Genomic DNA, 24,858 nt, shown 5'->3' on the forward strand with positions numbered 1-24,858 from the left:
TGGAGGTGAGTGAGCATGTCCCCAATCGCAGACGGCTCCGGGGCGGTTGCCCCCGGCAGTACGGACCGCGCCGAGTTCGAGGCGGACACCCGGGCCCACCGGCAGCTGTACTGGACCACCGAGCCCGCGGAGCTGATCGCGACCGTCACCGGGCATATCGCGGCGGGCCGGACCCTGCAGGCCGGAGCCGGTGACGCCGCCGGTGCGGATGCTCCCTCCGAAGAGGGCGGTACGGACGGGGCTGCGGACGGTGCCGGGACGGCGGCGGCCCTCGCCGAGAGCCTGCTGCTCGTGGGACGGCTCGAACTCCTCGGCCGCCATGACCCGGAGGCCGCCCGCCCCGTCCTCCAGGAGGCGCGTACGACGGCCGTCGCCGCCGGTGAACCACTGTTGGCGGCTGCCGCCCTCGGTCTGCTGGCGCTGGTGCCCGCCGACGGGCGGACCGGGGCGGCGGCCGAGTCCTTCACCGCGGCCCGGTCCCTGCTCGCGCACGCCGGTACCGGCGCCGCCGGGCTCCTCGACTGGCTGGAGGCCATCGAGGCCGAGCGCGCCACCCGGGACGGGGAGCACGAGAGGGCGATCCGGCTGATCTCCCGGGTCGAGGGGGCCCGGGTCCGGTCGGAGGACCGGCCGTTCCCGCTGTGGCTCGACTGGTGCACGACGGCCCGGATCGGCATCCTCAAGGGCCGGATCCAGCTCGCCGCGGGTCTGGTGGCGCAGGCCAGACGTACCCTGCTCTACGCGATGGCGACGGTACGCCCCGACGACCACGGCCAGCGGTCCCTGATCTACGCGGGCCTCGCCGCCGTCGAAGCCGCGGACGGCCAGGCGTACGAGTCCTGCGGTTACGCCTGCCGGGCGCTGGAGCACATCGAGGCGGGCGGCGACGTGATGGGCGTCCGGGGCGGTCTGGAGGAGTATCTGCACGACTCGTGCGTGCAGGACCTCTACGAGAGCCTGGCGTTCTCCCCGGCCGAGTCCGTGACCCCGGCCGACATCAGCGAGGTCACCCGCCGGGGCACGGGTGCCGGGCGGGCCCCGGGAATCCGGTAGAACGTACGGGTGAATCACTTGCCGGGGGCGCCACTGCGGGCGCGTGACACGGGATCGTCGGACAGCGGTACGAGGCGCGGTACGAGGCCGGCCGGGCCGGTCGGGTCGGTCGCGAGGTCCGGCCGGTGACCCCGCCCGCCCGGCGCCGCAATATCGCCCCGCCCCGCGAGTCCGTCCTCGCCGCGGCCATGGCCACCATCGCGGAGCACGGGCTCGACGCGCTCACCATGGCCGGTCTCGGCCGGGACGTCGGCATGAGCAGCGGCCATCTCCTCTACTACTTCGGCACCAAGGACGAACTCCTGCTGCGGACGCTGGAGTGGAGCGAAGGACGGCTCGGCGCCGAACGGGCCGCACTGCTCGCCCGGCAGGCGCCGGCCGCCGAGAGGCTGACCGGCTATGTGGAGCTGTACGTCCCCGACGGGCCGCGCGATCCGCACTGGACGCTCTGGCTGGAGGTGTGGAACCGCTCGGCCGGGGCGGCGGAGTCCGCGCGGGCCCGGCAGTCCGCGATCGAAGGCGCCTGGCACCGGGATCTGGTCGCGCTGCTCGCGGAGGGCATCTCCCACGGCGAGTTCCGCAGGGTCGACCCCGACCGTTTCGCGGTCCGCCTGCGGGCTCTCCTCGACGGCCTGAGCGTCCATGTGACGGTCGCCCTCCCGGGCACCAGCCGCCACCAGTCCCTGGCCCACGTCAGCGAATTCCTGACGGATTCCCTCCTGCCGCTTAACTCTGCCGAGCAGGGGCGCGAGGAGGGCATTTAGGGGCGCGAGGAACTGCGCGAACAACCCCAACGGCGGGACAGCCGTACACAAGGCTCAAAAGAACGGCGCTCCGTGTGTAGCTCGCAGTAAACGTGACGCACACCAATGCGCCCCCTTGAAGCGGCCCAGCCGCTCGCGGCACGGTGCCCGCATGTCCCAAGGCCCCTGGAAGAAAATCTACGTCGGCTCCGCAGGAAACCTCGTCGAATGGTTCGACTGGTTCGTCTACGCCAGCTTCGCCACCTACTTCGCCGGCGCCTTCTTCCCCGAAGGCAACGACACCGCCAAGCTCATGAACACCGCCGGCATCTTCGCCGTCGGCTTCTTCATGCGCCCGGTCGGCGGCTGGCTGCTCGGCCGCGTCGCGGACCGCAGAGGACGGAAAACGGCCCTGACCCTCACGGTCACCCTGATGTCCGCCTCCGCCGTGCTGATCGCCGTCGCCCCCACCTACGCCGTCGCCGGATACGGCGGCGCCGCCGTGCTGCTGATCGCCCGGCTGCTCCAGGGGCTCTCCGTCGGCGGCGAGTACGCGGCCAGCGCCACCTATCTGACCGAGGCGTCCGCGCCCGGTCGCCGCGGTCTGGCCTCCAGCTTCCAGTACGTCTCCATGACCGCGGGCCAGATCCTGGGCCTGGGCATCCTGCTGACCCTCCAGAGCACGATGTCCGACGAAGCGCTGCACAGCTGGGGCTGGCGCATCCCGTTCGTCGTCGGGGCGCTCGGCGCTGCCGTCGTCTTCTATCTGCGGCGCGAGATGCTGGAGACGGAGGTGTACGAGCAACTGGACGGCCCGGACGGCCCCGACGGCCCACAGACGGCCGCCGCGGAGAACGGCACCATCCGCGCGCTGCTGGCCCACAAACGCGAGGCGTTCCTCGTCGTCGCGCTGACCATGGGCGGCACCGTCGCCTACTACACGTACACCACCTATCTGACGAAGTACCTCTCCAACTCCGCCGGGCTCCCCAAGCAGACCGCGACCCTGGTCTCCTTCTGCGCGCTGATCGTCTTCGCCTGTCTCCAGCCGCTCGCGGGCGCGCTCTCCGACCGGATCGGCCGCCGCCCGCTGCTGATCACCTTCGCCCTGGGGTCCACCTTCCTCACCGTCCCGATCATGACCCTGCTGAAGCAGGCGGGCTCCTTCTGGCCCGCCTTCGGGCTCTCCCTGCTCGCCCTGGTGGTGATCACCGGCTATACGTCCATCAACGCCTGTGTGAAGGCGGAACTGTTCCCGACCGGGGTCCGCGCGCTGGGCGTGGCCCTGCCGTACGCCGTCGCCAACGCTCTCTTCGGCGGCACCGCCGAGTATGTGGCGCTCTGGTTCAAACGCTCCGGCGCCGAGTCCGGCTACTACTGGTACGTCGCGGGCTGCGCGGCGGTCTCCCTCGTCGTCTATCTCACCATGCGGGAAACCCGCGATATCGACCTCGCCACGGTGGGCAAGGGACACACCGCAGCCCCGGCCCCGGCACCCGCAACAACCCCGGCGCCCGGTCCCGCATCGTGAGACAGCAGGGCGGCCCGCCGGATCCCTGTGGCAGGATGCGACCGTGCCTACTCTCGCCATGATTATCGGCAGCAGGTGCGCCGGTCCGCAGTGACGGCCCCGTACGCGAATCCGTACGACGCCGCCACCGTGTCCCCAGACCCGCGCGCAGACCTCTCGCATCCGCGAGGGGTTTTTTTGATTCTCCACTCCGTTTCCGGCCCCACCCCCCGCCGGAAACGGACAGCGCGAGAGGATAGGGACAAGTGGAGCCAGAAGTTCCGGGAGCCACTCATTCGACAGGAGCAGAACCAGCATGACGACGAAGCCGACGACGGACGACAGCTTCCACGTCTTCGACACCACACTCCGTGACGGCGCGCAGCGCGAGGGCATCAACCTCACGGTCGCGGACAAGCTGACCATCGCCCGGCACCTGGACGAGTTCGGCGTGGGGTTCATCGAGGGCGGCTGGCCGGGGGCCAACCCGCGGGACACGGAGTTCTTCGCCCGCGCCCGCCAGGAGATCGACTTCAAGAACGCGCAGCTCGTGGCCTTCGGCGCCACCCGCAGGGCCGGGGCCACCGCCGCCGAGGACCCTCAGGTGCAGGCGCTCCTGACCTCCGGCGCGCCCGTGATCACCCTGGTCGCCAAGGCCCACGACCGCCATGTCGAACTGGCGCTCCGCACCACCCTCGACGAGAACCTGGCGATGATCCGGGACACCGTTTCCCATCTGCGGGAGCAGGGCCGCCGGGTCTTCGTCGACTGCGAGCACTTCTTCGACGGCTACCGCGCCAACCCCGCCTACGCCAAGGCCGTCGTCCGCGCCGCCGCCGAAGCCGGCGCCGATGTCGTCGTGCTCTGCGACACCAACGGTGGCATGCTGCCCGCCCAGATCCAGGCCGTGGTCGCCACGGTCGTCGCGGACACGGGTGCCCGGCTCGGCATCCACGCGCAGGACGATACGGGCTGCGCCGTCGCGAACACCCTCGCCGCGGTCGACGCGGGCGCCACCCACGTCCAGTGCACGGCCAACGGCTACGGCGAGCGCGTCGGCAACGCCAACCTCTTCCCGGTCGTCGCCGCGCTGGAGCTGAAGTACGGCAAGAAGGTGCTGCCCGAGGGCGCGCTGGCCGAGATGACCCGGATCTCCCACGCCATCGCGGAGGTCGTCAACCTCACCCCCTCCACCCACCAGCCCTACGTCGGCGTCTCCGCCTTCGCCCACAAGGCCGGACTGCACGCCTCCGCCATCAAGGTCGACCCCGACCTCTACCAGCACATCGACCCCGAGCTGGTCGGCAACACCATGCGGATGCTGGTCTCCGACATGGCGGGCCGCGCCTCCATCGAGCTGAAGGGCAAGGAGCTGGGCATCGACCTCGGCGGCGACCGGGAACTGGTCGGCCGGGTCGTCGAGCGGGTCAAGGAGCGGGAGGCCCAGGGCTACACCTACGAAGCCGCGGACGCCTCCTTCGAGCTGCTGCTGCGCGCCGAGGCCGACGGGCGGCCCCCGCGCTACTTCCGTACGGAGTCCTGGCGGGCCATCGCGGAGGACCGCCCCGACGGCAGCCACGCCAACGAGGCCACGGTGAAGCTCTGGGCCAAGGGCGAGCGGATCGTCGCCACGGCCGAGGGCAACGGCCCGGTGAACGCCCTGGACCGGGCCATGCGGGTCGGTCTGGAGCGGATCTACCCGCAGCTCGCCAAGCTGGAGCTGGTGGACTACAAGGTCCGCATCCTGGAGGGCCGGCACGGCACCGAGTCCACCACCCGGGTGCTGATCACGACCGGTGACGGCAAGGGGGAGTGGGCCACGGTCGGCGTCGCGGAGAACGTGATCGCCGCCTCCTGGCAGGCGCTGGAGGACGCGTACACCTACGGGCTGCTGCGCGCGGGCGTCGAACCGGCGGAGTAGTCGGCCGAGCAGCCTCCCGACCGCCCGTACACCGGCGAAAGTCGGCCAAAGTACGGGCGGGCGGGAGTGCGTGTGCGGGGCACGGGGATACGCTCCCCGGCTGTCCCACCGTGATCGTTCCGGGGCTCCGGAACGGACCGCGGCCCCGGTATGAGCAAAGGCGTCCCCGTATGCGAGTCCTTGCCTCCGTTCCCTTCGAGCACGTCCTGACCACCTTCACCCGGAACCATCCGTACGTTCCGGACGAGGCGGGCAACACCAACGACGATGCCGAGGAGAACCTCTGCCACGCCCAGCTCGAATTGGGCCACTGGCACCATGTGCGGCTCGACCGCTCCGAGGTGCTGGACGTGGTGCTGCCGTGGCATACGGGGGAGTACGGCGAGACCGAGCTGATCGCCCCGGAGGGCACGACGGTCGCGGCGGCGGTGGCCCGGCTCCGGGCACTGGGGCAGTCGTACGGGCGGAGCAATCCGGACTGCGCGGCCCGGCTGGCGCACCATGCGGAGGCACCGATGACGCCGGTCTATCTGTCGTCCCGCGCGGTGCCGGGTCCGGACTACGAGCGGCTGGCGGTACGGGAGGGGCTCATCCATCTCGACGGGCTGCACCGGCTGCTGGCCTGGGAGCTGTCCGGGCGGCTCGCGGCGGGCGCGATGGTGGAGGCGTATACGGCGAGCGCCGCCCGGAGCCATGTCGGCCAGGTCCGGACGGCGCTCGGTACCACGGGGGAGGGCGTCAGCGGGCGCTGACGAACGCCTTCCAGGCGGCGGGGGCGACGCTCAGCATCGGACCGTCCACGACCTTGGAGTCCCGGATGTGGACGGCGGCGTGGTGGGCCGCGATCTCGACGCAGGCGCCGCCCTGGTCGCTGCTGTAGCTGGACTTGTACCAGTCGTACGCCACCTCGACGCAGGCGCCGCCCTCGCTGCCGCTGTAGCTCGACTTCCGCCACTCGTAGGCGATCTCGACGCAGGCGCCGCCCTCGTCGCCGCTGTAGCTCGACTTGAACCAGATCATGTCTCTCCTAGCAACGCGTCCAGCAAGTCCATGCTCTCCCCGGGGGAGAGGGCCTGTGAACGCAGCATCCCATACTTCGTCAGAAGCACACTGGCTTCATCGGGATCATCGACCAGGAAGCTGACCCGCTGCCCTTCCACATAGGCGAGTTGGTCGTGGTCCGGGGTTTCCAGCAGCACCATGGGGCCATCGAGACCGGCATGGCGCTCGACCTGGGTCGGCATGATCTGGAGCCCGAGAAAGGGGAGTTCGGCGACCTGCCGCAGATGTTGGTTCTGGTCGCGGAGCACCCGCTTACCGCCGACCGGGCGGTACAGGACGGACTCCTCCAGCAGGAAGTTGCACATCGGCCGGGGCTTCCGCCGCAGCACTTCCTGTCGCTCCAGCCTGGCCTGGACCCACTCCTCCAACTCGTCCTCGTCCAGCGGGGGATAGAGATTGGAGAAGACCGCCCGCATGTAGTCGGCGGTCTGGAGCAGCCCCGGGACCACTTGGTTCTCGTACCAGAGCAGGTTCAGGGCCTCCTGTTCGTAGTCCACGAAGTCCTGAGCGAAGAGCGGAAAGCGTTCCCGCTGCGGGACGTTCTTCACCCCGGACGCCAGGGCCCCCTTCGTATGGAGGAGTTCGTCCAGCCGCTCCGCGAGATCCAGTTTCAGCGCCCTGCGCCCCTGTTCGATGGAGGCGATGGTTTCGACGTCGAGTTCGAGTTCCTCGGCCAACTGGGCCTGGGTGTACCCCGCGGCCTTCCGCAGGGTGGCCAGTTGCGCTCCGAGAACGTGCCATGAGGTGCCCCGCTTGGGGCGTTTCGCGTTTTGCATGGTTGCTTCATTTCCCACTACGGCACGCGATCGACCGGAAACTCCGCGTACAAAAAAACTGTACGGGTGCTGTACGTGTCCCGGACACGACAGAGCGCGCCCACCCCGTCGGGGTAAGGACGCGCTTCTGTCGGTGCTGGACGAGCAGGCCGTCAGGCTGGTCAGGCCTTCTTGATGGCGGAGATGTCGAGGTTGAGCTTGACCTTGTCGCTGACCATGACGCCACCGGTCTCCAGAGCGGCGTTCCAGGTCAGACCCCACTCGGAGCGCAGGATGGTCGCGGAGCCCTCGAAGCCGACCCGGTGGTTGCCGTAGACGTCGGTCGCGGCGCCGTTGAACTCCAGGTCGATGGTGAGCGGACGGGTCACGTCCTTGATGGTGAGGTCACCGAAGAGCCGGTAGTCGTCGCCGCCGGCCGCTTCGGCGCGGGTGGAGCGGAAGGTCATCAGCGGGAACTGCTCGGCGTCGAAGAAGTCGGCGCTGCGGAGGTGGTTGTCGCGGTCCGCGATGCCCGTGTCGATGCTGTTGATCCGCACGTCGATGCTGGCGCTGGAGTCGGCCGGGTCGGCGCCGTTCAGCACGAGCGTGCCCTCGTAGTCGTCGAAGCCGCCGCGGACGTTCGTGACCATGGCGTGCCGGACCGTGAAACCGATCTGGCTGTGCGCCGGGTCGATCGTGTACTCACCGGACAGCGCGGCGAGCGCGGGGTCCACGGGGGCGGCGGACTCGGCGGTGTCGGACTTGCGGTTGAAGATGCCCATGACGAACTCCTGAGGGGGGTGGTGGCGAGGTTGTTTAAGCTTCAACGAGAACGACTGTAGCGAAATTCCGTTGAAGCTTCAACATCTTCGGCGGGATTCACCCGGACGGCCCTCTGCGACGGCGTCCGGGCGGGGTGCAAGCGCTTTCAGTATCGGCGCCGGACCCGTTGTCGTCCCGGCGACACCCTGCTAGCGATGGACACGTCCCTACGCCTCCGGAGGTCCCCGTGCCCCAGCCGCTCTGGTCCCGCCGGTCCTTCGTCACGGCCGCCGGAACCGCCGGGGCGCTCGCCGCCCTGGCCCCCGCGGCCCCGGCGCCCCCGGACCCGTACGAACTCCTCCGGAACCGCTGGCTGGAGATCAGCCTCGGCAGCGGCTACGACCCCGCCGCCGAGCCGTACGCCTCCCGGATCGCGGAGACCACCCGACTCGCCGCCGTCCACCGCGCCGCCCTGGCCCCCGGCCCCGGCTCCCTCTGGCCCGACCTGCCCTTACTCCCGCCCGCGCCGCCCGCCCACATCACCCGGAGCTTCGCCCGCCTCTGGGTGATGGCCCAGGCGTATACGTACGGAACCGGCGACGGATCCGGGCTCCTCGCGGACACCGTCCACGGCCTCGGCCACGTCACCGCCCTCGCCTACCACCCCGGCAACGAGCCCCGCGGCAACTGGTGGGAGTGGCGCATCGGCAGCCCACGCCTCCTGATGGACCTCGTCGCCGTCCTCCACGACCACCTCTCCGCCGACGCGATCGCCACCGCCTGCGCCGCCGTCGACCACTTCGTCCCCGACAGCCTCCTCACCGACTACTCCGGCATCTCCACCGGCGCCAACCGCGTCGACCTCTGCCGCTCCACCGCCCTGCGCGGGATCCTCGGCCGCGCCCCCCAGCGGATCGCCCTGGCCCGTACCGCGCTCTCCCCGGTCTTCCCGTACGTCACCGAAGGCGACGGCCTCTACGCCGACGGGTCGTACGTCCAGCACACCCGCGTCCCCTATACCGGCACCTACGGACAGGTCCTGCTCGACGGGCTCGCCCGGCTCTTCGCCCTGCTCGACGGCTCCCCCTGGGAGATCACCGACCCCGCCCGCCGCAACGTCCTCGACAGCGTCGACCGCGCCTTCAGCCCGCTGATCCACAACGGGCTGATCATGGACAGCGTCAACGGCCGGGCGGTCAGCCGGGGGCTGGGCCGCGACGACGACCGCCGGATCCTGCGCGGCGACCACTACCACGGGCACGCCGTGATCGCCGCGATCGCGCTGCTGGCCAGGGGTGCCCCGCCCGCCGACCGCGACCGCTGGTACGCCCGGATCAAGGGCTGGGCCGCCCGTGACACCACCGGCTCCCTCCTCATCTCGCCCCGGCACGGCACCGCCGATCTGGCCCGCCTCGCCGCAGCCGCCGCAGCCCCCGTCCCGACCGCCCCCCGAGCCACCGGCCACACCCTCTTCGCCGCCATGGACCGGGCCGTGCACCGCCGCCCCGGCTGGACCGTGAACATCGCCATGGCCTCGGACCGCACCGCGTACTACGAATGCGGGAACGGCGAGCACCCGCGCGGCTGGCACACCGGCGCCGGAATGGTCCTCTGGTGGCCCGAGCACAGCCTCGGAGACCAGTACACGGACTGGTTCTGGCCCACCGCCGACCCGTACCGGATGCCCGGCACCACCGTCTCCACCCGGCGGCTCGCGGACTTCGCGGGCGGAGAGTGGGGCGAACCGCGGCCCGCAGCGCGCTGGGCCGGGGGTGTCACCGACGGCACGTACGCCGCCGTCGGCCAGGATCTGCGGGGGCTGGGCTCCACCCTCCGGGCCCGCAAGTCCTGGTTCTGCGCCGACGACGCCGTCGTCTGCCTGGGCGCGGGCATCAGCTGCACCGACGGCGTCCCGGTCGAGACCGTCGTCGACCACCGCAATCTCGGCGCGTCCGGCCGGGCCCGCTACCGGTACGGCGCCCGCTGGGCCCATCTGGAAGGCCACGGCGGCTGGGTCCTGCCCGGCGGCACCCGCCGGCTCCACAGCCGCCATGAGGACCGCGCCGGAGCCTGGGCCGATATCAACACCGGCGGCAGTGCCGAACGGGTCACGCGCCGCTACCGCACGCTCTGGCTGGACCACGGCACCGACCCGGTCGATGCCTCGTACCTCTATCTCCTGATGCCGGCCGCGAGCCCCGCCCGCACCGCCGCCCGGGCCGCCGACCCGCACTGGCTGACCGTCCTCGCCAACGACGCGCGCTGTCAGGCGGTGGCCCTCGCCTCCCTCGGGCTGACCGCCGCGAATTTCTTCGCCACCGGAACGGTTGGCCCGCTGACCGCATCGGCGCCCCTGAGCGTCCTGATCAGGGAGCAGGGCCGCGAAGCCGCCCTGTGGCTGGCGGATCCGGAACGCTCCCGCTCACCCGTGGAGATCGTCTGGCGGCGGCCCGTACGCGCTGTGGAGAGCCGGGACCCCGCCATCGAGGTCCTCGCCACCGGCGCCGCCGTTCGGCTGAGACTCCACCCCGGCACGGCGGGCACGAGCCGCGGCTGCCGGATGGCACTCGGCTGAACGGATTATGGGATTCCTACAAACAACAGTGGTCCCCGGCTGGCGACTGGGGTGATGCGCCCGAGGCTTCTGTGAGGGATTCACAGGAGAATCGGTCCGAGACTGTACGGAGTGAACGGCGGAAAAATTGCGCCCCTGTCCTTAGGGTCGATACATGACCCTTGTCGACGAGACCCCCAGCGAGCCCACCGACGCACGCGGGCGCGTGGCCGAGCTGCACGACCTGCGGGAGCGGGCGGTCCGCGGACCGAGCGACCGCGCGACCGAGGCGCAGCACGCCAAGGGCAAGCTGACCGCGCGCGAGCGGATCGCGCTGCTGCTGGACGAGGGCTCCTTCCACGAGGTGGAGCAGCTCCGCCGGCACCGGGCCACCGGCTTCGGCCTGGAGGCCAAGAAGCCGCACACCGACGGTGTCGTCACCGGCTGGGGAACGGTCGAGGGGCGGACGGTCTTCGTCTACGCCCACGACTTCCGGATCTTCGGCGGTGCGCTGGGCGAGGCCCACGCCACCAAGATCCACAAGATTATGGACATGGCGATCTCGGCGGGCGCGCCGCTGGTGTCGCTGAACGACGGCGCGGGCGCCCGGATCCAGGAGGGCGTTTCGGCGCTCGCCGGTTACGGCGGCATCTTCCAGCGCAACACCCGGGCGAGCGGTGTCATCCCGCAGATCTCCGTGATGCTCGGCCCGTGTGCGGGCGGCGCCGCCTACTCGCCCGCGCTCACCGACTTCGTCTTCATGGTCCGCGAGACCTCCCAGATGTTCATCACCGGTCCCGACGTGGTGAAGGCCGTGACGGGTGAGGAGATCACCCAGAACGGCCTCGGCGGTGCCGACGTCCACGCCGAGACCTCGGGCGTCGCCCACTTCGCGTACGACGACGAGGAGACCTGCATCGCGGAGGTGCGGTACCTCCTCTCGATGCTGCCGCAGAACAACCGGGAGAACCCGCCGCACGTGGCGGCCACCGACCCGGTCGACCGCCGCTCCGACGTCCTGCTGGACCTGGTGCCCGCCGACGGCAACCGTCCGTACGACATGCACAAGGTCATCGAAGAACTCGTCGACGACGGCGACTTCCTGGAGATCCACGAGCGCTGGGCCCGGAACATCGTCTGCGCCCTGGCCCGCATCGACGGCCAGGTCGTCGGCATCGTGGCCAACCAGCCGCAGACCCTCGCCGGGGTCCTGGACATCGAGGCCTCCGAAAAGGCCGCCCGCTTCGTCCAGATGTGCGACGCCTTCAACATCCCGATCGTGACCCTGCTGGACGTCCCCGGCTTCCTCCCGGGCGTCGACCAGGAGCACGGCGGGATCATCCGCCACGGCGCCAAGCTCCTCTACGCCTACTGCAACGCCACCGTGCCCCGGATCTCCCTGATCCTGCGCAAGGCCTACGGCGGCGCGTACATCGTGATGGACTCCCAGTCCATCGGCGCCGACCTGACCTACGCCTGGCCGACCAACGAGATCGCGGTCATGGGCGCCGAGGGCGCCGCCAATGTGATCTTCCGGCGGCAGATCGCGGACGCCGAGGACCCCGAGGCCATGCGGGTGCGGATGGTCAAGGAGTACAAGTCCGAGCTGATGCACCCGTACTACGCCGCGGAGCGCGGACTGGTCGACGACGTCATCGACCCGGCCGAGACCCGGGCCGTACTCGCCGCGTCCCTGGCGATGCTCCGCACCAAGCACGCCGATCTGCCGTCCCGCAAGCACGGCAACCCGCCGCAGTGACCCGCCTCAGCAAGCCGCGCAGCAACCGACCGGACCCCACCGCGAAAACGGAGCACACACGATGAGCACCCAGGCCGTCCGAGCCACGGACCCGTCCGTCCTGCGCGTGGAGAAGGGCCACTGCGAGCCCGAGGAGCTGGCCGCGATCACCGCGGTGCTGCTGGCCCGCGCCGCCGCCGCGCCGCAGGCCACGGACGGCGCCCACGGCCGTACCGCCGCGCCCTGGAGCCGTCCCGAGCGGCAGCGGGCCTTCCAGGTCTCCCACAGCTGGCAGGGCTGACCGCCCCACGCCGTACTGAGCGCGCCCCGGCCCCGGATCCTTCCGGGGCCGGGGCGTTCTTCGTACCCGCGACCGGCCCGCGACCGTTCCTGCGGGAAACACAGAGCCCCCGTACCCCTCCGGCGAGGGGGACGGGGGCCGCATACGTCTTCGACTACCGCAGCCGTGCCATGAGGGCGTGTTCGACGAGGGTGATGAGGGCGCTCTTCGCGTCGGCGCGATGGCGGGCGTCGGTGGTGATGATGGGGGTGTCGGGTCCGATCTGGAGGGCTTCGCGGACTTCTTCGGGGGTGTAGGGCTGGTGTCCGTCGAAGCCGTTGAGGGCGATGACGAAGGGGAGGCCGCTGTTTTCGAAGTAGTCGACGGCGGGGAAGCAGTCGGCGAGGCGTCGGGTGTCGACGAGGACGACGGCGCCGATGGCGCCGCGGACGAGGTCGTCCCACATGAACCAGAAGCGGTCCTGTCCGGGGGTGCCGAACAGGTAGAGGATGAGGTCCTGGTCGAGGGTGATGCGGCCGAAGTCCATGGCGACGGTGGTGGTGGTTTTGTCGCCGGTGTGGGTGAGGTCGTCGATGCCGGCGGAGGCGCTGGTCATGACGGCTTCGGTACGCAGCGGGTTGATCTCCGAGACGGCGCCGACGAACGTGGTCTTACCCACGCCGAAACCACCCGCCACCACGATCTTCGCGCTGGTGGTTGAGCGAGGCGCGCCGCCGCTAGAGCTTGCGAAGTCCACTGAGCACCCTTTCGAGCAGTGTCACGTCTGGCTGACCGCCGGCGGTGTCGTCCCCGCCGGGCTGGTGGATGGCGACGAGTCCGGCCTCTGCCAGGTCGGCGACGAGGATCCGGGCAACGCCGAGGGGAATGGAGAGCAGTGCCGAGATCTCGGCGACCGACTTGATCTCGAAACACAGCCGGCAGATCCGCTGATGCTCGGGCAACTGGCCCTGGAGCCTCGACGGATCTGCGGTGGTACTGACCAGGGCCTCGATGGCGAGCTGGTAGCGCGGCCGGGTCCGGCCGCCCGTCATGGCGTACGGCCGCACCAGCGGACTGGGCCCGCCCTGTCCGGGCGCGGGCTCCGGCCTGCGGCGCCCCGGAGGCCGCTGCTGGTAGGGCCGGGGCTGGCCGGGCTGCTGGGCCGGGCCCGGCACCCCGTGCCGCCCGCCGGGCCGGCCGTAGCCGCCCTGCCGGTCGTACTGATCGTGCGGTTGGTGCGGTTGGTGCGGTTGGTGCGGTTGGTTCGGCTGATGGGGCTGGTGAGGCTGATGCGGTGGCTGGGGCGCCCCCGGATCGTACGGCCCGGGACCGCCCGCCTGCTGCGCCCCGTACCGGGGATCGTACGAAGCATCGTACGAAGGCTCGTACGGCTGCCGGTACGGCTCCTGCGCCGGCTCGGGCGCGGACCACGAAGGACGGCCGTCCGCTCTGCCCGGGGCCGGGGGAAAGGGGTAGCCGTGGTGGGAGTGCTCGCCTTCCGGCTGCTGCGCACCGCCGTCATAAGGGCGTTCGCCCGGTGGTGTTGCCACGTGTCCTCCTCCGACTGCGCGTGCCGTTCGCTGTCCCTGTGAAGCCGCCACTGCCACCGCACCCTAATGGTGCGGTGGCACAAGGGGCCCTGTCCGCCGGTAGGTTGACCGGTCAGTTGAGCAGACTGCCCTGGAGTTCCGCCCGCAGGTCGGGGGTGAGCACATTGCCCGCCCGGTCCACCAGAAGGGCCATCTCGTAGCCCACCAGACCGATATCGGCCTCCGGGTGGGCCAGCACGGCCAGCGACGAGCCGTCGGAGATGGACATGATGAAGAGGAAACCCCGCTCCATCTCGACGACCGTCTGGTTGACGGCACCGCCCTCGAAGATGCGGGAGGCACCCGCGGTCAGCGAGGTCAGTCCGGAAGCGACCGCCGCCAGCTGATCGGCACGGTCACGGGGGAAGCCGTCGGACATCGCCAGCAGGAGTCCGTCGGCGGAGACCACCACCGTGTGGGACACCCCGGGGGTGTTGTCCACGAAGTTGGTGATCAACCAGTTCAGATTCTGCGCCGCCTGGCTCATCGGGCTCACACTAACGCTCCTGGTTGTAGGTACTGCCCGGACCACCCTGGTGATCGTAGGTGCCCGGTCCGTTCGTGTCCGTTCCCGCGCTGCGCCCCCGCTGGACGCCGCGGCGCAGATTGCTCAGCCTGCCACGAACGTCCTCCGGGGCGCGCGAGATCTGCGGAAGCCCGTGCTGAGGTGTCTCCTCCGCGGTGCCCTCGACGAGGTTGGCCTTGGGCACCCGGCGCGGCAGCCCGGACGAGGTGACCCCGCCCGCCTTCGGCTCCCGCAGCTTCTCCGCCCGCTGCCAGCGCTCGTCGTTGGCCGACCGCCAGTCCTGCGCACCGTCGTCCGCGGCCCCGTTGCCGCTGTCGGTGACCGCCTCGGGCCGATCACCCTGCGGCGCCTGCGGGACCTGCTCCCCGGACGGCTGCCACTGCTGCTGCCGCTGCACGTCCTGCTCGGGCCGCGGGCGCAGGGCGCCGCGGCGGGGCAGACCGGCGTCGGTCAGCTCGTGACCGCTGCTCGGAGAAGGTCCCGGACGCTCGAAGCCTACGCTCTCCGCACCCGTGCTGGTGGCGCCGTGGCCGGATTCCGATTCCCCGCGGTACTCCGGTTCGTACCCGCCGGAAACAGCGTTCGGATCCGGCCAGTCGTCCTGCTGGCGACGGGTGTTCCAGGCGTTCCCGTACGGCTGCTCACCCGTCGCCGAATCCGGGAAGCCGGATTCCGGATAGCTGCCTGCCGGGTGCTGGGAGCCTTGTGCCGCATGGGCGGCCGGGGAGTCCGGAGCCGTTCCGGCTTCGGGCAGGGCGGCCTGCCCCTGGGACGGGTACGGATCCTGGTACACCGGCATCGGCTGGGTGTGGTGCGCCTCGCCGCCGGGGTAACCGCCGGACGGGTAGCCGTCGTACGTCTGCTGTCCGGATCCGTACGGAGCCGTGGTGCCGCTCGGGTCGGCCGCCGGGAAGGCGGCACCGGAGCCCGGGGCCGCGTACGGATCCGCGACCCCGCCCTGGGCGGGGAAGCCGTCCGCGGGACCGGCCGCCGGGAAGGCGTCGGCACCCTGGCCCTGACCCTGCGCCTGACCCTGTCCGAGGCCCTGGTTCTGGCCGTGGCCCTGCGCCTGGCCCTGCGTCTGGCCCGGGAACGCGTTCTGCCCGTAACCGTCGTACGGCTGCGCCGCCGCGGGCTGCTGATAGCCCTCCGCCGGTTCGGCGGCCGGCTGCTGCTGCGGGTTCCGGGGCTCCAGCGCCGCCCGCCGTCCGCCGCGAGCCAGGGAGCGGCCCACCGGGTCGATACCGCGCCCGCCCGACTGCGGCTGCTCGTAGCGGGAGTCGTCGAAACCGAGTTCGGCAGCGGTCCGCACCGGCGCGGACGGGACCTGGGCCGGACCCCGGCCGCCCTCCTGCTCCGGCATGATCCCCGAGACCGTGAAGTCGCCCTGGGGCACCGGCTCGCCGCCACCGCCGTGGGTGATCGCGTCCGGGAGCATCACCAGCGACGTGGTGCCCGCCTGCTCGCCCGAGGGGCGGAGCTGGACCCGGATACCGTGCCGGTCCGCGAGGCGGCCGACCACGAAGAGGCCCATGCGCTGGGAGACGGCGGCGTCCACGATCGGCGGGTTCGCCAGCTTGTGGTTGATGTCCGCGAAGTCCTCCGCGGTCAGCCCGATGCCCTTGTCGTGGATCTCGACCATGATCCGGCCGTCGGGCAGCCGGGTCGCGGTGACCCGCACCTTGGTCTGCGGGGAGGAGAAGGTGGTGGCGTTCTCCAGCAGCTCCGCCAGCAGATGCACCAGGTCGGTGACCGACTGGCCGTGGATATCCGTCTCCGGTACGCCGGACAGCTCGATCCGCTCGTACGACTCCACCTCGGACGAGGCCGCCCGCAGCACATCGACCAGCGGAACCGGCTGGTTCCAGCGGCGGCCGGGCTCCTCGCCCGCGAGGACCAGGAGGTTCTCGCCGTTGCGGCGCATCCGGGTGGCCAGATGGTCCAGCCGGAACAGATTGTCCAGCTGCTCCGGATCGGCCTCGTTGTTCTCCAGCTCGGTGATCAGCGTGAGCTGGCCCTCGATGAGCGACTGGTTGCGGCGGGAGAGATTGGTGAAGATTGCGTTGACGTTGCCCCGCAGCATGGCCTGCTCGGCGGCGAGCCGGACCGCCTCGCGGTGGATCTGGTCGAAGGCGCGGGCCACCTCGCCGATCTCGTCGCGGGTGTCGATCGGAATCGGTTCGACCCGGGTGTCGACCCGTCCGGGCTCGGTCCGGGAGAGCTGGTCGACCAGGAGCGGCAGCCGCTGCTCCGCGATGGCGAAGGCGGCCGAACGCAGCTCCCGCATCGACCGGCTCATCTGCCGGGCCACGGCACCGGCCAGCACGAAGGAGGCGAGCAGGGCGATCACGACGATCGCGCCGTTGAGGATCGCGTCCCGGCGGGCGTCGGCGGAGATCGACGAGGCCTCGGCCACCGCACGGTCCACCAGTTCGGTCTCGACCTGGAGGTAGCCCTCGAACTTGGCGGTGGCGACGGCGGTCCACGTCTGCGCCGTGATGCCCGCGGCCGCCAGATCCTCGGGGGACGCCCCGCTGCCGATCCGCTGGGCCATCCCGCTGAACACGGTGCCGTCGGGACCCGCCGCCGTGGTGGCGCCGGACTCCTGGAGCCGCTGCGCGCCCTGCTCGGCGGCCTTGCGCATCGAGCCCTTCAGCAGCTCGACATCCGCCGACGTACCACCGGACTGGAATTCCGCGATCGCGATCTGTTCCAGATAGTTGTACGAGTTGAACGCCGTGACCTGCTTGTCCCGGACGTTCTCACGGCTGTTGGGGCGCACCAGAAGATGGATGCCGATGGACCGCTGGAGCGACTCCGCGGCCTTCGCCAGCTGAACCGCGTAAACGGTCCTGCCGTAACTGGTGACATTGCCGGTGCCCAGACCCAGCTCATTGGCGAACGCCATCAGCGAGTGCTGGACCTGGACATAGCCCTCTTCGGTGCCGACCGGGTCGGTGGCGGGGCGATAGGCGTTCGCGCGCAGATCGGCGAGCTTCTTCTCCTCGCCCCGGAAGATTTCGAGACGCCGCTCCAGACCGTGCCCCGCGGGCACGTTCCGGGTGGCGCGGTCGAACGCGGCCTTCGCCGCGTCCGTGGTGGCGCGCACCTTCTGCACGGCCTCGTTGGGCGTGGGCGACTTCAGCAGCGGCTCGGCCGTCAGGTCCCGCTCGTTGAGGAGGGCCGCGCCGTACTCGGACGCGGCCCGCACTATCTTCGCCGTCTGCTCGGCGTCCTTGGCTTCGTCCCAGGTGTCGATCGACCCGCTGACCTGGAAGCCGCCCATGAACAGACCGACCAGCACGGGCAGCAGCAGGATCGCGTTCAGCCGGGTCGGCACGGACCAGTTGCGCGGGGAGAACCGGCTGGTACTCCCGCCGCCCGGGGCGGGGGAAGCGGGCTCCGGCTCCTCGCCGGGCGACGCCTCCGCACGCGACGGCGGGGTGAAATTGCCCCGCGCCTGCTGCTCTGCGGAGCCTGTGCTGCTTCGCCTCACTCGACCAACAACCTCTCGGCGCCGACACCCATGCTGTGCCGTGTTTCGTTCTGAGCCGTACTACTCGGAAGTTCGTCGAATTTCAGCACGCGGACCGGGTCCGTTCCAAACAGTTGGAATCAGCCATTCCGCGTCGCCGGAGCGCGCGATAAAACGGGCATAAAGAGCGAGCCCCTTCAAAAGTCGTGCGTTTCGTGAGCGCAGGGACACCGGGTGACCGCATCGGGTGTCCGCAGGACCCCAATTCCATGTCGAAACGTTATGAACATGCGGGCGGACCGTGTCAAAGGACACAGTCCGCACCTGCTTGGTTACGACAACTACCGTATCGCAGCGTCTACTTGAGCCGTGCCATGAGGGCGTGTTCGACGAGGGTGATGAGGGCGCTCTTCGCGTCGCCGCGGTGGCGGGCGTCGGTGGTGATGATGGGGGTGTCGGGTCCGATCTGGAGGGCTTCGCGGACTTCTTCGGGGGTGTAGGGCTGGTGTCCGTCGAAGCCGTTGAGGGCGATGACGAAGGGGAGGCCGCTGTTTTCGAAGTAGTCGACGGCGGGGAAGCAGTCGGCGAGGCGTCGGGTGTCGACGAGGACGACGGCGCCGATGGCGCCGCGGACGAGGTCGTCCCACATGAACCAGAAGCGGTCCTGTCCGGGGGTGCCGAACAGGTAGAGGATGAGGTCCTGGTCGAGGGTGATGCGGCCGAAGTCCATGGCGACGGTGGTGGTGGTTTTGTCGCCGGTGTGGGTGAGGTCGTCGATGCCGGCGGATGCGCTGGTCATGACGGCTTCGGTACGCAGCGGGTTGATCTCCGAGACGGCGCCGACGAACGTGGTCTTACCCACGCCGAAACCACCCGCCACCACGATCTTCGCGCTGGTGGTCGATCTCGGAGCCGTACCGCCGCTAGAGCTTGCGAAGTCCACTGAGCACCCTTTCGAGCAGTGTCACGTCCGGCGTACCGCCGGCGTCGCCGTTGCCCGGCTGGTGGATCGCCACCATGCCGGCCTCCGCCAGGTCCGCCACCAGGATCCGGGCCACGCCCAGCGGCATCGACAGCAGCGCCGACACCTCCGCGACCGACTTCACCTCACGGCACAGATGGCAGATCCGCTGGTGCTCGGGGAGCAGCCCGCCCAGCAGCGACGGATCGGCGGTGGTACTGACCAGGGCCTCGATGGCGAGCTGGTAGCGCGGCCGGGTCCGGCCGCCCGTCATGGCGTACGGCCGCACCAGCGGCTGGTCACCGTCCACTCCGTAGTCGGTTTGGACACCGTACGGATCATGTGAGGCGGGTGGCGGGGTCATGAAGTCCTCCGGGCGGGACAGCAAGTGGATGGCGTGCCGTCGGTGCGGCCGGTGGGGGCGGTGGCGACCGGGGCGAGGTCTGACGGGCGCGATGGCGCGGGCTGGGGAACCGGGAACCTGGTGGCTCAGTGCAAGAGGCTTCCCTGGAGCTCGGCACGGAGATCCGGGGTGAGCACATTGCCCGCCCGGTCCACCAGCAGGGCCATCTCGTAGCCCACCAGACCGATATCGCACTCGGGGTGCGCCAGCACGGCCAGCGACGAACCGTCGGAGACGGACATCAGGAAGAGGAAACCCCGCTCCATCTCGACGACCGTCTGACTGACGGCACCGCCCTCGAAGATGCGGGAGGCACCCGCGGTCAGCGAGGTCAGTCCGGAAGCGACCGCCGCCAGCTGATCGGCACGGTCACGCGGAAATCCTTCGGACATGGCCAGCAGAAGACCGTCGGCGGAGACCACCACCGTGTGGGACACCCCGGGGGTGTTGTCCACGAAGTTCGTGATCAACCAGTTCAGATTCTGCGCCGCCTGGCTCATCGGGCTCAACTAACGCTCCTGCTGGTGTGTGGGGCCGAGGTCGAAGCTGCCGGTCGACGAGCCGTTCTGCTCGCGCCCCTGTTGGATGCCGCGCCGGAGGTTGGTGAGCCGGCCGCGGACGTCGTCCGGTGCACGCGAGACGGAAGGACCGCCTTGGCTGCCGTACTGCTGTGCCGTGCCCGCGACCAGATTGGCGCGCGGGACGCGACGAGGCAGACCGGACGTGGTGACACCACCCGATGCGGGCTTCCTGACCCGCTCGGCCTGGCGCACCAGCTCGTCGTTGGGGGAGGACCGCCAGCCGGCGTCGGCCGGACCCGCCTCGGGACCGCCGGCCGGAGGCACCGGGGCCTGCGGCGAGGGCGCCGCGGCACCGGCCGTACCGAACTGGCCCGTCTGGCCCGTCTGGTCGAACCCGCCGGGGTGGCCGGACTGCTGCCCGCCCCGGTCGTACGGGAGCGGACGGCTGTCCTGGAACCCCTGGGGGCCCTGAGCGCCCTGCCCGTCCCGGCCGATCTGCGGCATCGGCTGGGTCTGCTGGACGACGGCCTCGTGGGACGGTTCCCCGGCGCCCGGCCGGTCCTGCGTCCCGCTGCGGTCGGCGGCGTGCCGGCCAGCCTGGTCCTGCGCACCCGGGTACTGCGGAGCCGAGTTCTGCGGAGCCGGATGCTGCGGGGCCGAGTGCTGGGCACCGGGGTTCTGGGCACCCGCGTTCTGGGCGCGGAACCAGTCCGTCTCCAAGGTGTCGTACAGCGGCGTACCGCCGTCACCGGGGGCGGGCGGCAGCGCCTCGTGGCGCGGCTGCGGAGGCAGCGCGTTACGGGCGGGACCGGACTGCTCCTCGTAGCCGCGGGGCGCGGGCGCACGGCCCGGCTCGGGCGGCTGCGGCGCACCCGTCCGCGGGCGGGCGAACTGCCCGGCGGACGGCGGACCGGCCGGATCACCGAAGCGGGGGCCGCGGTCCGTGCTGTCCGCACCGTCCGTGGTGTTCGTGGTGTTACGGGTGCCCTGCGGCGGAGCGAACAGGTCCGCAGCCGGGGCGGGCCGGGTGGGCCCGCCGCCCGGGGCGGGCGGCCCGAACACATCGTTGCGGACGTACTGGCCGGGCGGGGTGCCCGGCGCCGCCTGCGGGGAGGCCGGGGCCTCGAAACCGCCCGGGGCGAGACCCGAGGGGGCCTGCCGGACCGGGGGAGCGCCGTACTCCTGGCGCGGGAACTCCGCCGACCCGCCGGGGCCCTGAGGGGTCCCCGGGTCGTCGTGACCGCGCACCGCGTCGGCACCACGGCCGGGCAGACCGCCCGGACCGTTCTGTCCGCCCGCGTTCTGACCGGGCTGACCGGGCTGACCGTTCTGACCGGGCTGGCCGGGGCGGTTGTTCTGACCGGGATAGCCGCCGGGGCGCTGGTCGCTGCCCCAGCTCGGGCCCGCGGGACGGCCGCGGCCCGCGTCCGGAAGCTCGTTGCGCGCCGGGACCGGACGGCCGTCGGCACCGAGCCGCGGCAGGGCCGCGGTGTCACCGGGGGCCGCCGGGGCGGACCCGCCGCGCTGGGCGCCGCGGTTGCCGAAGGCACCGGCGAGACCGCCGCCGCCCTGCGGGCGTCCGCCGCCGGGGGCACCGTCACGGGACGGCAGCGCCGCCCGGGAACCCGCACCCGCGCCGGCACCGACCTGGCCGCGCGGCGCACCCGCGCCGAGCGGCCCGCCGGACGGGGCGCCCGGTCCGCCGGGACGGCCGCCGTTCGCGGCACCGCCGGGGCCGGAGCCCAGGGGGCCGCCGCCGTTCGGCGGAGACGTCCGGCCGGGGGCACCGGCACCGGCGGGCGCGCCCGGTGCGACCGGGGGCTTGCGCCCGCCCTGGGCCACGTCCACGGGCAGCATGACCAGCGCGGTCGTACCGCCGGACTCCGAGGGACGGAGCTGGATGCGGATGCCGTGCCGCAGGGACAGCCGGCCGACCACGAACAGACCCATGCGGCGGGATACCGAGACGTCCACGGTCGGCGGCGAGGCCAGCCGCTCGTTGATCGCGGCCAGGTCCTCGGGCGAGAGGCCGATACCGGTGTCGTGGATCTCGACCAGCACCCGGCCGTCGGGCAGGGCGTGACCGGTGACCCGGACCTTGGTCTGGGGGGAGGAGAACGAGGTGGCGTTCTCCAGCAGCTCGGCGAGCAGGTGCACGAGGTCGTTGACGACCCGGCCGGCGACCTCGGTCGCGGGGACCGCCGCCAGCTCGATGCGCTCGTACTGCTCCACCTCGGACGCCGCGGCGCGCAGCACGTCGACCAGGGGCACCGGACGGGTCCAGCGGCGGCCGGGCTCCTCGCCCGCGAGGACGAGGAGGTTCTCGCCGTTCCGGCGCATACGGGTCGCGAGGTGGTCCAGCTTGAAGAGGGACGACAGCTGGTCCGGGTCGGCCTCGCGGGACTCCAGCTCGGAGATCAGCGACAGCTGGCGCTGGATCAGACCCTGGGAGCGGCGCGAGAGGTTGGTGAACATCGCGTTGACGTTGCCCCGCAGCAGGGCCTGCTCGGCGGCGAGCCGGACCGCCTCGCGGTGCACCTCGTCGAAGGCCGCGGCCACCTTGCCGATCTCGTCGCGGGAGTGGACACCCACGGACTCCACCGAGGTGTCGACGTCCTCCGGGTCCGACTCGGAGAGCTGCTTGACCAGCTCGGGCAGCCGCTCCTGGGCGACCTTGGTGGCAGTGTCCTGGAGGCGGCGCAGCGACCGGATCATGGAGCGCGCCACGATGAAGGCGCCCACCAGCGAGACCCCGAGGACGAGGAAGATCAGCGCACCGTTGATGATCGCGTCGCGCTTCGACTCCTCGCGCAGCTCGCGGGCCTTCGCCTCCAGATCGTCCAGGAGGGAGGTCTCGATGAGCTTCATCGCGTCGATGCGCTGGCTGTAGGCGTCGGTCCAGTCCAGGTGCGACTGCGTCTTCTCGTTCCGCAGGACGTTGGCGTCCTTGAAGACCCGGTCGGCGAAGGTGACCACGTTGTTGATCTCGGAGCGGTTCTCCATGGGCGACAGCACTTCGGCTGCGTCGCCGTCCAGGGACTCGTACGCGTTGCTGAACTTGTCCAGGGCGTTGTCCATGCCCGCCTGTGCGGCCTGGCCGTAGAGCCGGTCCGCCTCGGAGAGACTGCCGCCCTTGGCCCCGCCGCCGCCCGGCAGCGCGGCCGCGATCACCGCCTGCTGGATCGAGGCGTACTCCTTGGCGGCGGCGAAGGCGGACAGCGCGCGGGCGCGCTTGATCATGTCCTGGTTGTTGGTCGCCTGGGCCATCTCCGAGGAGAGGTCGAGCAGCGAGTTGATCAGCTGGTGGTACGCCTCGATGGTCAGGGCGTGGGAGTTCCGGTTGACGTACGCGTCGTCCCGGATCTCGTTGATCTTGTTGAGCTGCCCGTAGATCTGTCCGAGCGTGGTGCGGAAGGCGTTGATCGTGTCGTCGCCGTCGACGATGTTGACGCCCACACCCGCTTCGAGGAACATCTTCGCCGCTCGGTCGGTGGCCGCGCGGGGCTCGGTGACCTTGAAGTCGCCGGCGTTCGGGTTGTTCGACAGCGGCCCGGCCGTGGTGTCCCGCTCGTACTGGAGCGCGATGGCGAGCTTGCTCGCCTCCTGGGACATGTCGGTCAACAGCTGCATGTGTTCCAGCTGTTCCATGCGGTCCATGGACTCGTTGATCCGCAGCCCGCCCAGCGCCGTCGCGGCGACGACGGGGAGGGTCAGCAGGGAGACCAGACGGGTGCTGATGCGCCAGTTGCGCAGGGCCATCCGGGAGCCGGTGTCCACCTGGGCCGGGGATCCGTCGGACTCGCCGTCGCCGGACGCCGGGCCGGGGACGGCGGAGGTGCCGCCGCCCGAGGGGCCCTGGGGTCCCTGCGGACCGCCGGGTCCGCCGGAGGGGGCGCCGGGCCTGCCGCTGCCCTGGGCGGGGGAGCCGCCGGGGCCGGAGGGCGGGCCGGGACGTGCGCCGGGACGGCCGGGGTTCCGGTCACCACCGGGTGCCGTAGGGCCCTGGGCCGGGTTCTGAGCCGGATTCTGGGCGTGCTGGATGTGCTGGGGCGAGGAGCCGTGTTCGGCCCCGCCGCGCGGTTCCTGTCCCGCCGCGGCTTCCCCTCGGCCCTGGGGGTCCCTCTTGAAACGTCCCTGCACTAGCGTCGCAACCTCTGAACCAGGCGTTCCGCTGCCCTACGACTGGTACGGCGGCAGAACGGTGTCGGTGTCTGGCGAGGCGCGGATCCGCGCCTCTGGTGGTGTGAGTACCGGCGCTCTCCCCCTTTCCCGCCGCCGCTCGGCGCTGCGTTGCGCCGCTTGCGCGCCGGACTGTGTCTGCGGCGGTGCGTGGAATTCCAGCACAGTGCCGGATCTCCAACAAGGGCCGCGTACCGTGCTGTGACCTGGGTGACACGGTGTGAGTACCGAGTCACGAATCGTTGAAAGACTTACGGTGTGAATCGGACTTTCACGGATGAGTCACCAGGGTGTGGGGAGTGAGTGACCCATGCCCAGGTCGTTGTGATCGGGAGCGGAATCGCCGCTTCAGGTAGGCAATGTCCGTTTCGCTGGTTGAATTTGACGGTATGTAATGTCCAAAAACAGCGACTTTGGCCGGACGTTGGTGAGGAAACTCACACCAGTCACACATGTCCTCCACGGCTTTGCCAGGATTCGGATGTTTAACCTGTCGCGTTAGGCAAGAGCGCCTCTGTTGTAAAGCGCCGCCCCGAACGGGCGGCCCTACGCCGATGGGTCTGAAGACAGCCGATGAAGACGACCATGCTGCTCCGCACGATAGCCAACCCCCGCCGCACCACCCTGATGCATCTCAAGGACGCCGGTGAGCTGGCGGCTCCGGAGCGGCAGGAGCACTCCCTGGACCTCCCGACGAGCACGGCCAACCCGCGCCGCACGGTCCTCATGGAGGCCCCGGCCTCCTGACGCCGGCCCGCAGCACCCTCCCCGAGCCCCGGGGGCCGCCCCGGCAGCCCCCGGGGCTCGGCCGTGCGCCGGGCGGCCC

At 71.0% G+C, this 24,858-nt stretch carries 20 protein-coding genes; 9 read left to right on the top strand and 11 right to left on the bottom strand.

Annotated features, from left to right (window positions below):
* The first annotated feature begins 15 nt into the window (after nt 1-15).
* The 5 genes from B7R87_RS24440 (at nt 16) to B7R87_RS24460 (ending at nt 5,979) form a co-directional block, all read left to right on the top strand.
* A complete protein-coding gene (locus B7R87_RS24440; RefSeq protein WP_006346366.1) occupies nt 16-1,053 on the top strand; it encodes a hypothetical protein in 1,038 nt (345 codons plus the stop codon).
* A 125-nt stretch (nt 1,054-1,178) separates the two neighbouring features.
* Nucleotides 1,179-1,817 (top strand): TetR/AcrR family transcriptional regulator, encoded by a 639-nt coding sequence (locus B7R87_RS24445; protein ID WP_006346365.1) that lies wholly within the window; start codon nt 1,179-1,181, stop codon nt 1,815-1,817.
* A gap of 151 nt (nt 1,818-1,968) precedes the next feature.
* Nucleotides 1,969-3,327 (top strand): MFS transporter, encoded by a 1,359-nt coding sequence (locus B7R87_RS24450; RefSeq protein WP_006346364.1) that lies wholly within the window; start codon nt 1,969-1,971, stop codon nt 3,325-3,327.
* Between the two features lie 295 nt (nt 3,328-3,622).
* Nucleotides 3,623-5,227, top strand: coding sequence for a citramalate synthase (gene cimA / locus B7R87_RS24455; protein ID WP_006346363.1), 1,605 nt, complete (start codon nt 3,623-3,625; stop codon nt 5,225-5,227).
* Nucleotides 5,228-5,397: 170 nt separating this feature from the next.
* Nucleotides 5,398-5,979, top strand: coding sequence for a DUF6309 family protein (locus B7R87_RS24460; protein WP_006346362.1), 582 nt, complete (start codon nt 5,398-5,400; stop codon nt 5,977-5,979).
* Here B7R87_RS24460 and B7R87_RS24465 read toward each other — a convergent pair.
* The 3 genes from B7R87_RS24465 to B7R87_RS24475 form a co-directional block, all read right to left on the bottom strand.
* Nucleotides 5,966-6,247: a DUF397 domain-containing protein gene (locus B7R87_RS24465; protein WP_006346361.1), complete on the bottom strand. Its 282-nt coding sequence runs from the start codon at nt 6,245-6,247 to the stop codon at nt 5,966-5,968. The genes B7R87_RS24460 and B7R87_RS24465 overlap by 14 nt on opposite strands.
* Nucleotides 6,244-7,065, bottom strand: coding sequence for a helix-turn-helix domain-containing protein (locus B7R87_RS24470; protein ID WP_006346360.1), 822 nt, complete (start codon nt 7,063-7,065; stop codon nt 6,244-6,246). The genes B7R87_RS24465 and B7R87_RS24470 overlap by 4 nt, the downstream gene beginning before the upstream one ends.
* A 161-nt stretch (nt 7,066-7,226) precedes the next feature.
* The gene (locus B7R87_RS24475) at nt 7,227-7,826 is read right to left on the bottom strand and encodes a YceI family protein (RefSeq protein WP_006346359.1); all 600 of its coding nucleotides are present in this window, start codon (nt 7,824-7,826) and stop codon (nt 7,227-7,229) included.
* A 227-nt stretch (nt 7,827-8,053) separates the two neighbouring features.
* Between B7R87_RS24475 and B7R87_RS24480 the strand changes: the two genes are divergently transcribed.
* The 3 genes from B7R87_RS24480 (at nt 8,054) to B7R87_RS24490 (ending at nt 12,399) form a co-directional block, all read left to right on the top strand.
* Nucleotides 8,054-10,381, top strand: a complete 2,328-nt coding sequence (locus tag B7R87_RS24480) for a polysaccharide lyase 8 family protein (RefSeq protein WP_006346358.1) — start codon at nt 8,054-8,056, stop codon at nt 10,379-10,381.
* 154 nt (nt 10,382-10,535) lie between these two features.
* Nucleotides 10,536-12,119, top strand: a complete 1,584-nt coding sequence (locus B7R87_RS24485) for an acyl-CoA carboxylase subunit beta (protein ID WP_006346357.1) — start codon at nt 10,536-10,538, stop codon at nt 12,117-12,119.
* 61 nt (nt 12,120-12,180) lie between these two features.
* Entirely contained in the window at nt 12,181-12,399 is a 219-nt protein-coding gene (locus B7R87_RS24490; protein ID WP_006346356.1) for an acyl-CoA carboxylase epsilon subunit, read from the top strand.
* 154 nt (nt 12,400-12,553) lie between these two features.
* Here B7R87_RS24490 and B7R87_RS24495 read toward each other — a convergent pair whose 3' ends face one another.
* The 8 genes from B7R87_RS24495 to B7R87_RS24530 form a co-directional block, all read right to left on the bottom strand.
* On the bottom strand, nt 12,554-13,135 hold the full coding sequence (locus B7R87_RS24495; protein WP_130585192.1) for a GTP-binding protein: 582 nt from the start codon (nt 13,133-13,135) through the stop codon (nt 12,554-12,556).
* Nucleotides 13,116-13,928, bottom strand: a complete 813-nt coding sequence (locus B7R87_RS24500) for a DUF742 domain-containing protein (protein ID WP_078902113.1) — start codon at nt 13,926-13,928, stop codon at nt 13,116-13,118. Before B7R87_RS24500 ends, B7R87_RS24495 begins: the two co-directional genes overlap by 20 nt.
* 112 nt (nt 13,929-14,040) lie before the next feature.
* Entirely contained in the window at nt 14,041-14,454 is a 414-nt protein-coding gene (locus tag B7R87_RS24505; protein ID WP_006346354.1) for a roadblock/LC7 domain-containing protein, read from the bottom strand.
* A 10-nt stretch (nt 14,455-14,464) separates the two neighbouring features.
* Nucleotides 14,465-17,989 (bottom strand): nitrate- and nitrite sensing domain-containing protein, encoded by a 3,525-nt coding sequence (locus B7R87_RS24510; protein WP_040914003.1) that lies wholly within the window; start codon nt 17,987-17,989, stop codon nt 14,465-14,467.
* 337 nt (nt 17,990-18,326) lie between these two features.
* On the bottom strand, nt 18,327-18,911 hold the full coding sequence (locus tag B7R87_RS24515; RefSeq protein WP_130585191.1) for a GTP-binding protein: 585 nt from the start codon (nt 18,909-18,911) through the stop codon (nt 18,327-18,329).
* Entirely contained in the window at nt 18,892-19,293 is a 402-nt protein-coding gene (locus B7R87_RS24520) for a DUF742 domain-containing protein (RefSeq protein ID WP_040913992.1), read from the bottom strand. Before B7R87_RS24520 ends, B7R87_RS24515 begins: the two co-directional genes overlap by 20 nt.
* A gap of 125 nt (nt 19,294-19,418) precedes the next feature.
* Nucleotides 19,419-19,832 carry a roadblock/LC7 domain-containing protein gene (locus B7R87_RS24525; protein ID WP_006346351.1) on the bottom strand — a complete coding sequence of 138 codons (414 nt, stop codon included), beginning with the start codon at nt 19,830-19,832 and terminating at the stop codon, nt 19,419-19,421.
* Between the two features lie 9 nt (nt 19,833-19,841).
* On the bottom strand, nt 19,842-23,993 hold the full coding sequence (locus tag B7R87_RS24530) for a sensor histidine kinase (RefSeq protein WP_130585190.1): 4,152 nt from the start codon (nt 23,991-23,993) through the stop codon (nt 19,842-19,844).
* Nucleotides 23,994-24,605: 612 nt separating this feature from the next.
* On the opposite strand from B7R87_RS24530, the gene B7R87_RS33200 reads away from it, so the two are divergent.
* Nucleotides 24,606-24,779 carry a hypothetical protein gene (locus tag B7R87_RS33200; protein ID WP_164516019.1) on the top strand — a complete coding sequence of 58 codons (174 nt, stop codon included), beginning with the start codon at nt 24,606-24,608 and terminating at the stop codon, nt 24,777-24,779.
* Nucleotides 24,780-24,858 lie beyond the last annotated feature (79 nt).

The sequence above is a fragment of the Streptomyces tsukubensis genome (assembly GCF_003932715.1).
Lineage (GTDB): Bacteria > Actinomycetota > Actinomycetes > Streptomycetales > Streptomycetaceae > Streptomyces > Streptomyces tsukubensis.

What these genes read in the sequence shown, in the direction of transcription:
- B7R87_RS24440 (WP_006346366.1), top strand. Translation starts at nt 16, where the DNA reads ATGTCCCCAATCGCAGACGGCTCCGGGGCGGTTGCCCCCGGCAGTACG.
- B7R87_RS24450 (WP_006346364.1), top strand. Translation starts at nt 1,969, where the DNA reads ATGTCCCAAGGCCCCTGGAAGAAAATCTACGTCGGCTCCGCAGGAAAC.
- cimA (WP_006346363.1), top strand. Translation starts at nt 3,623, where the DNA reads ATGACGACGAAGCCGACGACGGACGACAGCTTCCACGTCTTCGACACC.
- B7R87_RS24460 (WP_006346362.1), top strand. Translation starts at nt 5,398, where the DNA reads ATGCGAGTCCTTGCCTCCGTTCCCTTCGAGCACGTCCTGACCACCTTC.
- B7R87_RS24465 (WP_006346361.1), bottom strand. Translation starts at nt 6,247, where the DNA reads ATGATCTGGTTCAAGTCGAGCTACAGCGGCGACGAGGGCGGCGCCTGC.
- B7R87_RS24470 (WP_006346360.1), bottom strand. Translation starts at nt 7,065, where the DNA reads ATGCAAAACGCGAAACGCCCCAAGCGGGGCACCTCATGGCACGTTCTC.
- B7R87_RS24475 (WP_006346359.1), bottom strand. Translation starts at nt 7,826, where the DNA reads ATGGGCATCTTCAACCGCAAGTCCGACACCGCCGAGTCCGCCGCCCCC.
- B7R87_RS24485 (WP_006346357.1), top strand. Translation starts at nt 10,536, where the DNA reads ATGACCCTTGTCGACGAGACCCCCAGCGAGCCCACCGACGCACGCGGG.
- B7R87_RS24490 (WP_006346356.1), top strand. Translation starts at nt 12,181, where the DNA reads ATGAGCACCCAGGCCGTCCGAGCCACGGACCCGTCCGTCCTGCGCGTG.
- B7R87_RS24505 (WP_006346354.1), bottom strand. Translation starts at nt 14,454, where the DNA reads ATGAGCCAGGCGGCGCAGAATCTGAACTGGTTGATCACCAACTTCGTG.
- B7R87_RS24520 (WP_040913992.1), bottom strand. Translation starts at nt 19,293, where the DNA reads ATGACCCCGCCACCCGCCTCACATGATCCGTACGGTGTCCAAACCGAC.
- B7R87_RS24525 (WP_006346351.1), bottom strand. Translation starts at nt 19,832, where the DNA reads ATGAGCCAGGCGGCGCAGAATCTGAACTGGTTGATCACGAACTTCGTG.
- B7R87_RS33200 (WP_164516019.1), top strand. Translation starts at nt 24,606, where the DNA reads ATGAAGACGACCATGCTGCTCCGCACGATAGCCAACCCCCGCCGCACC.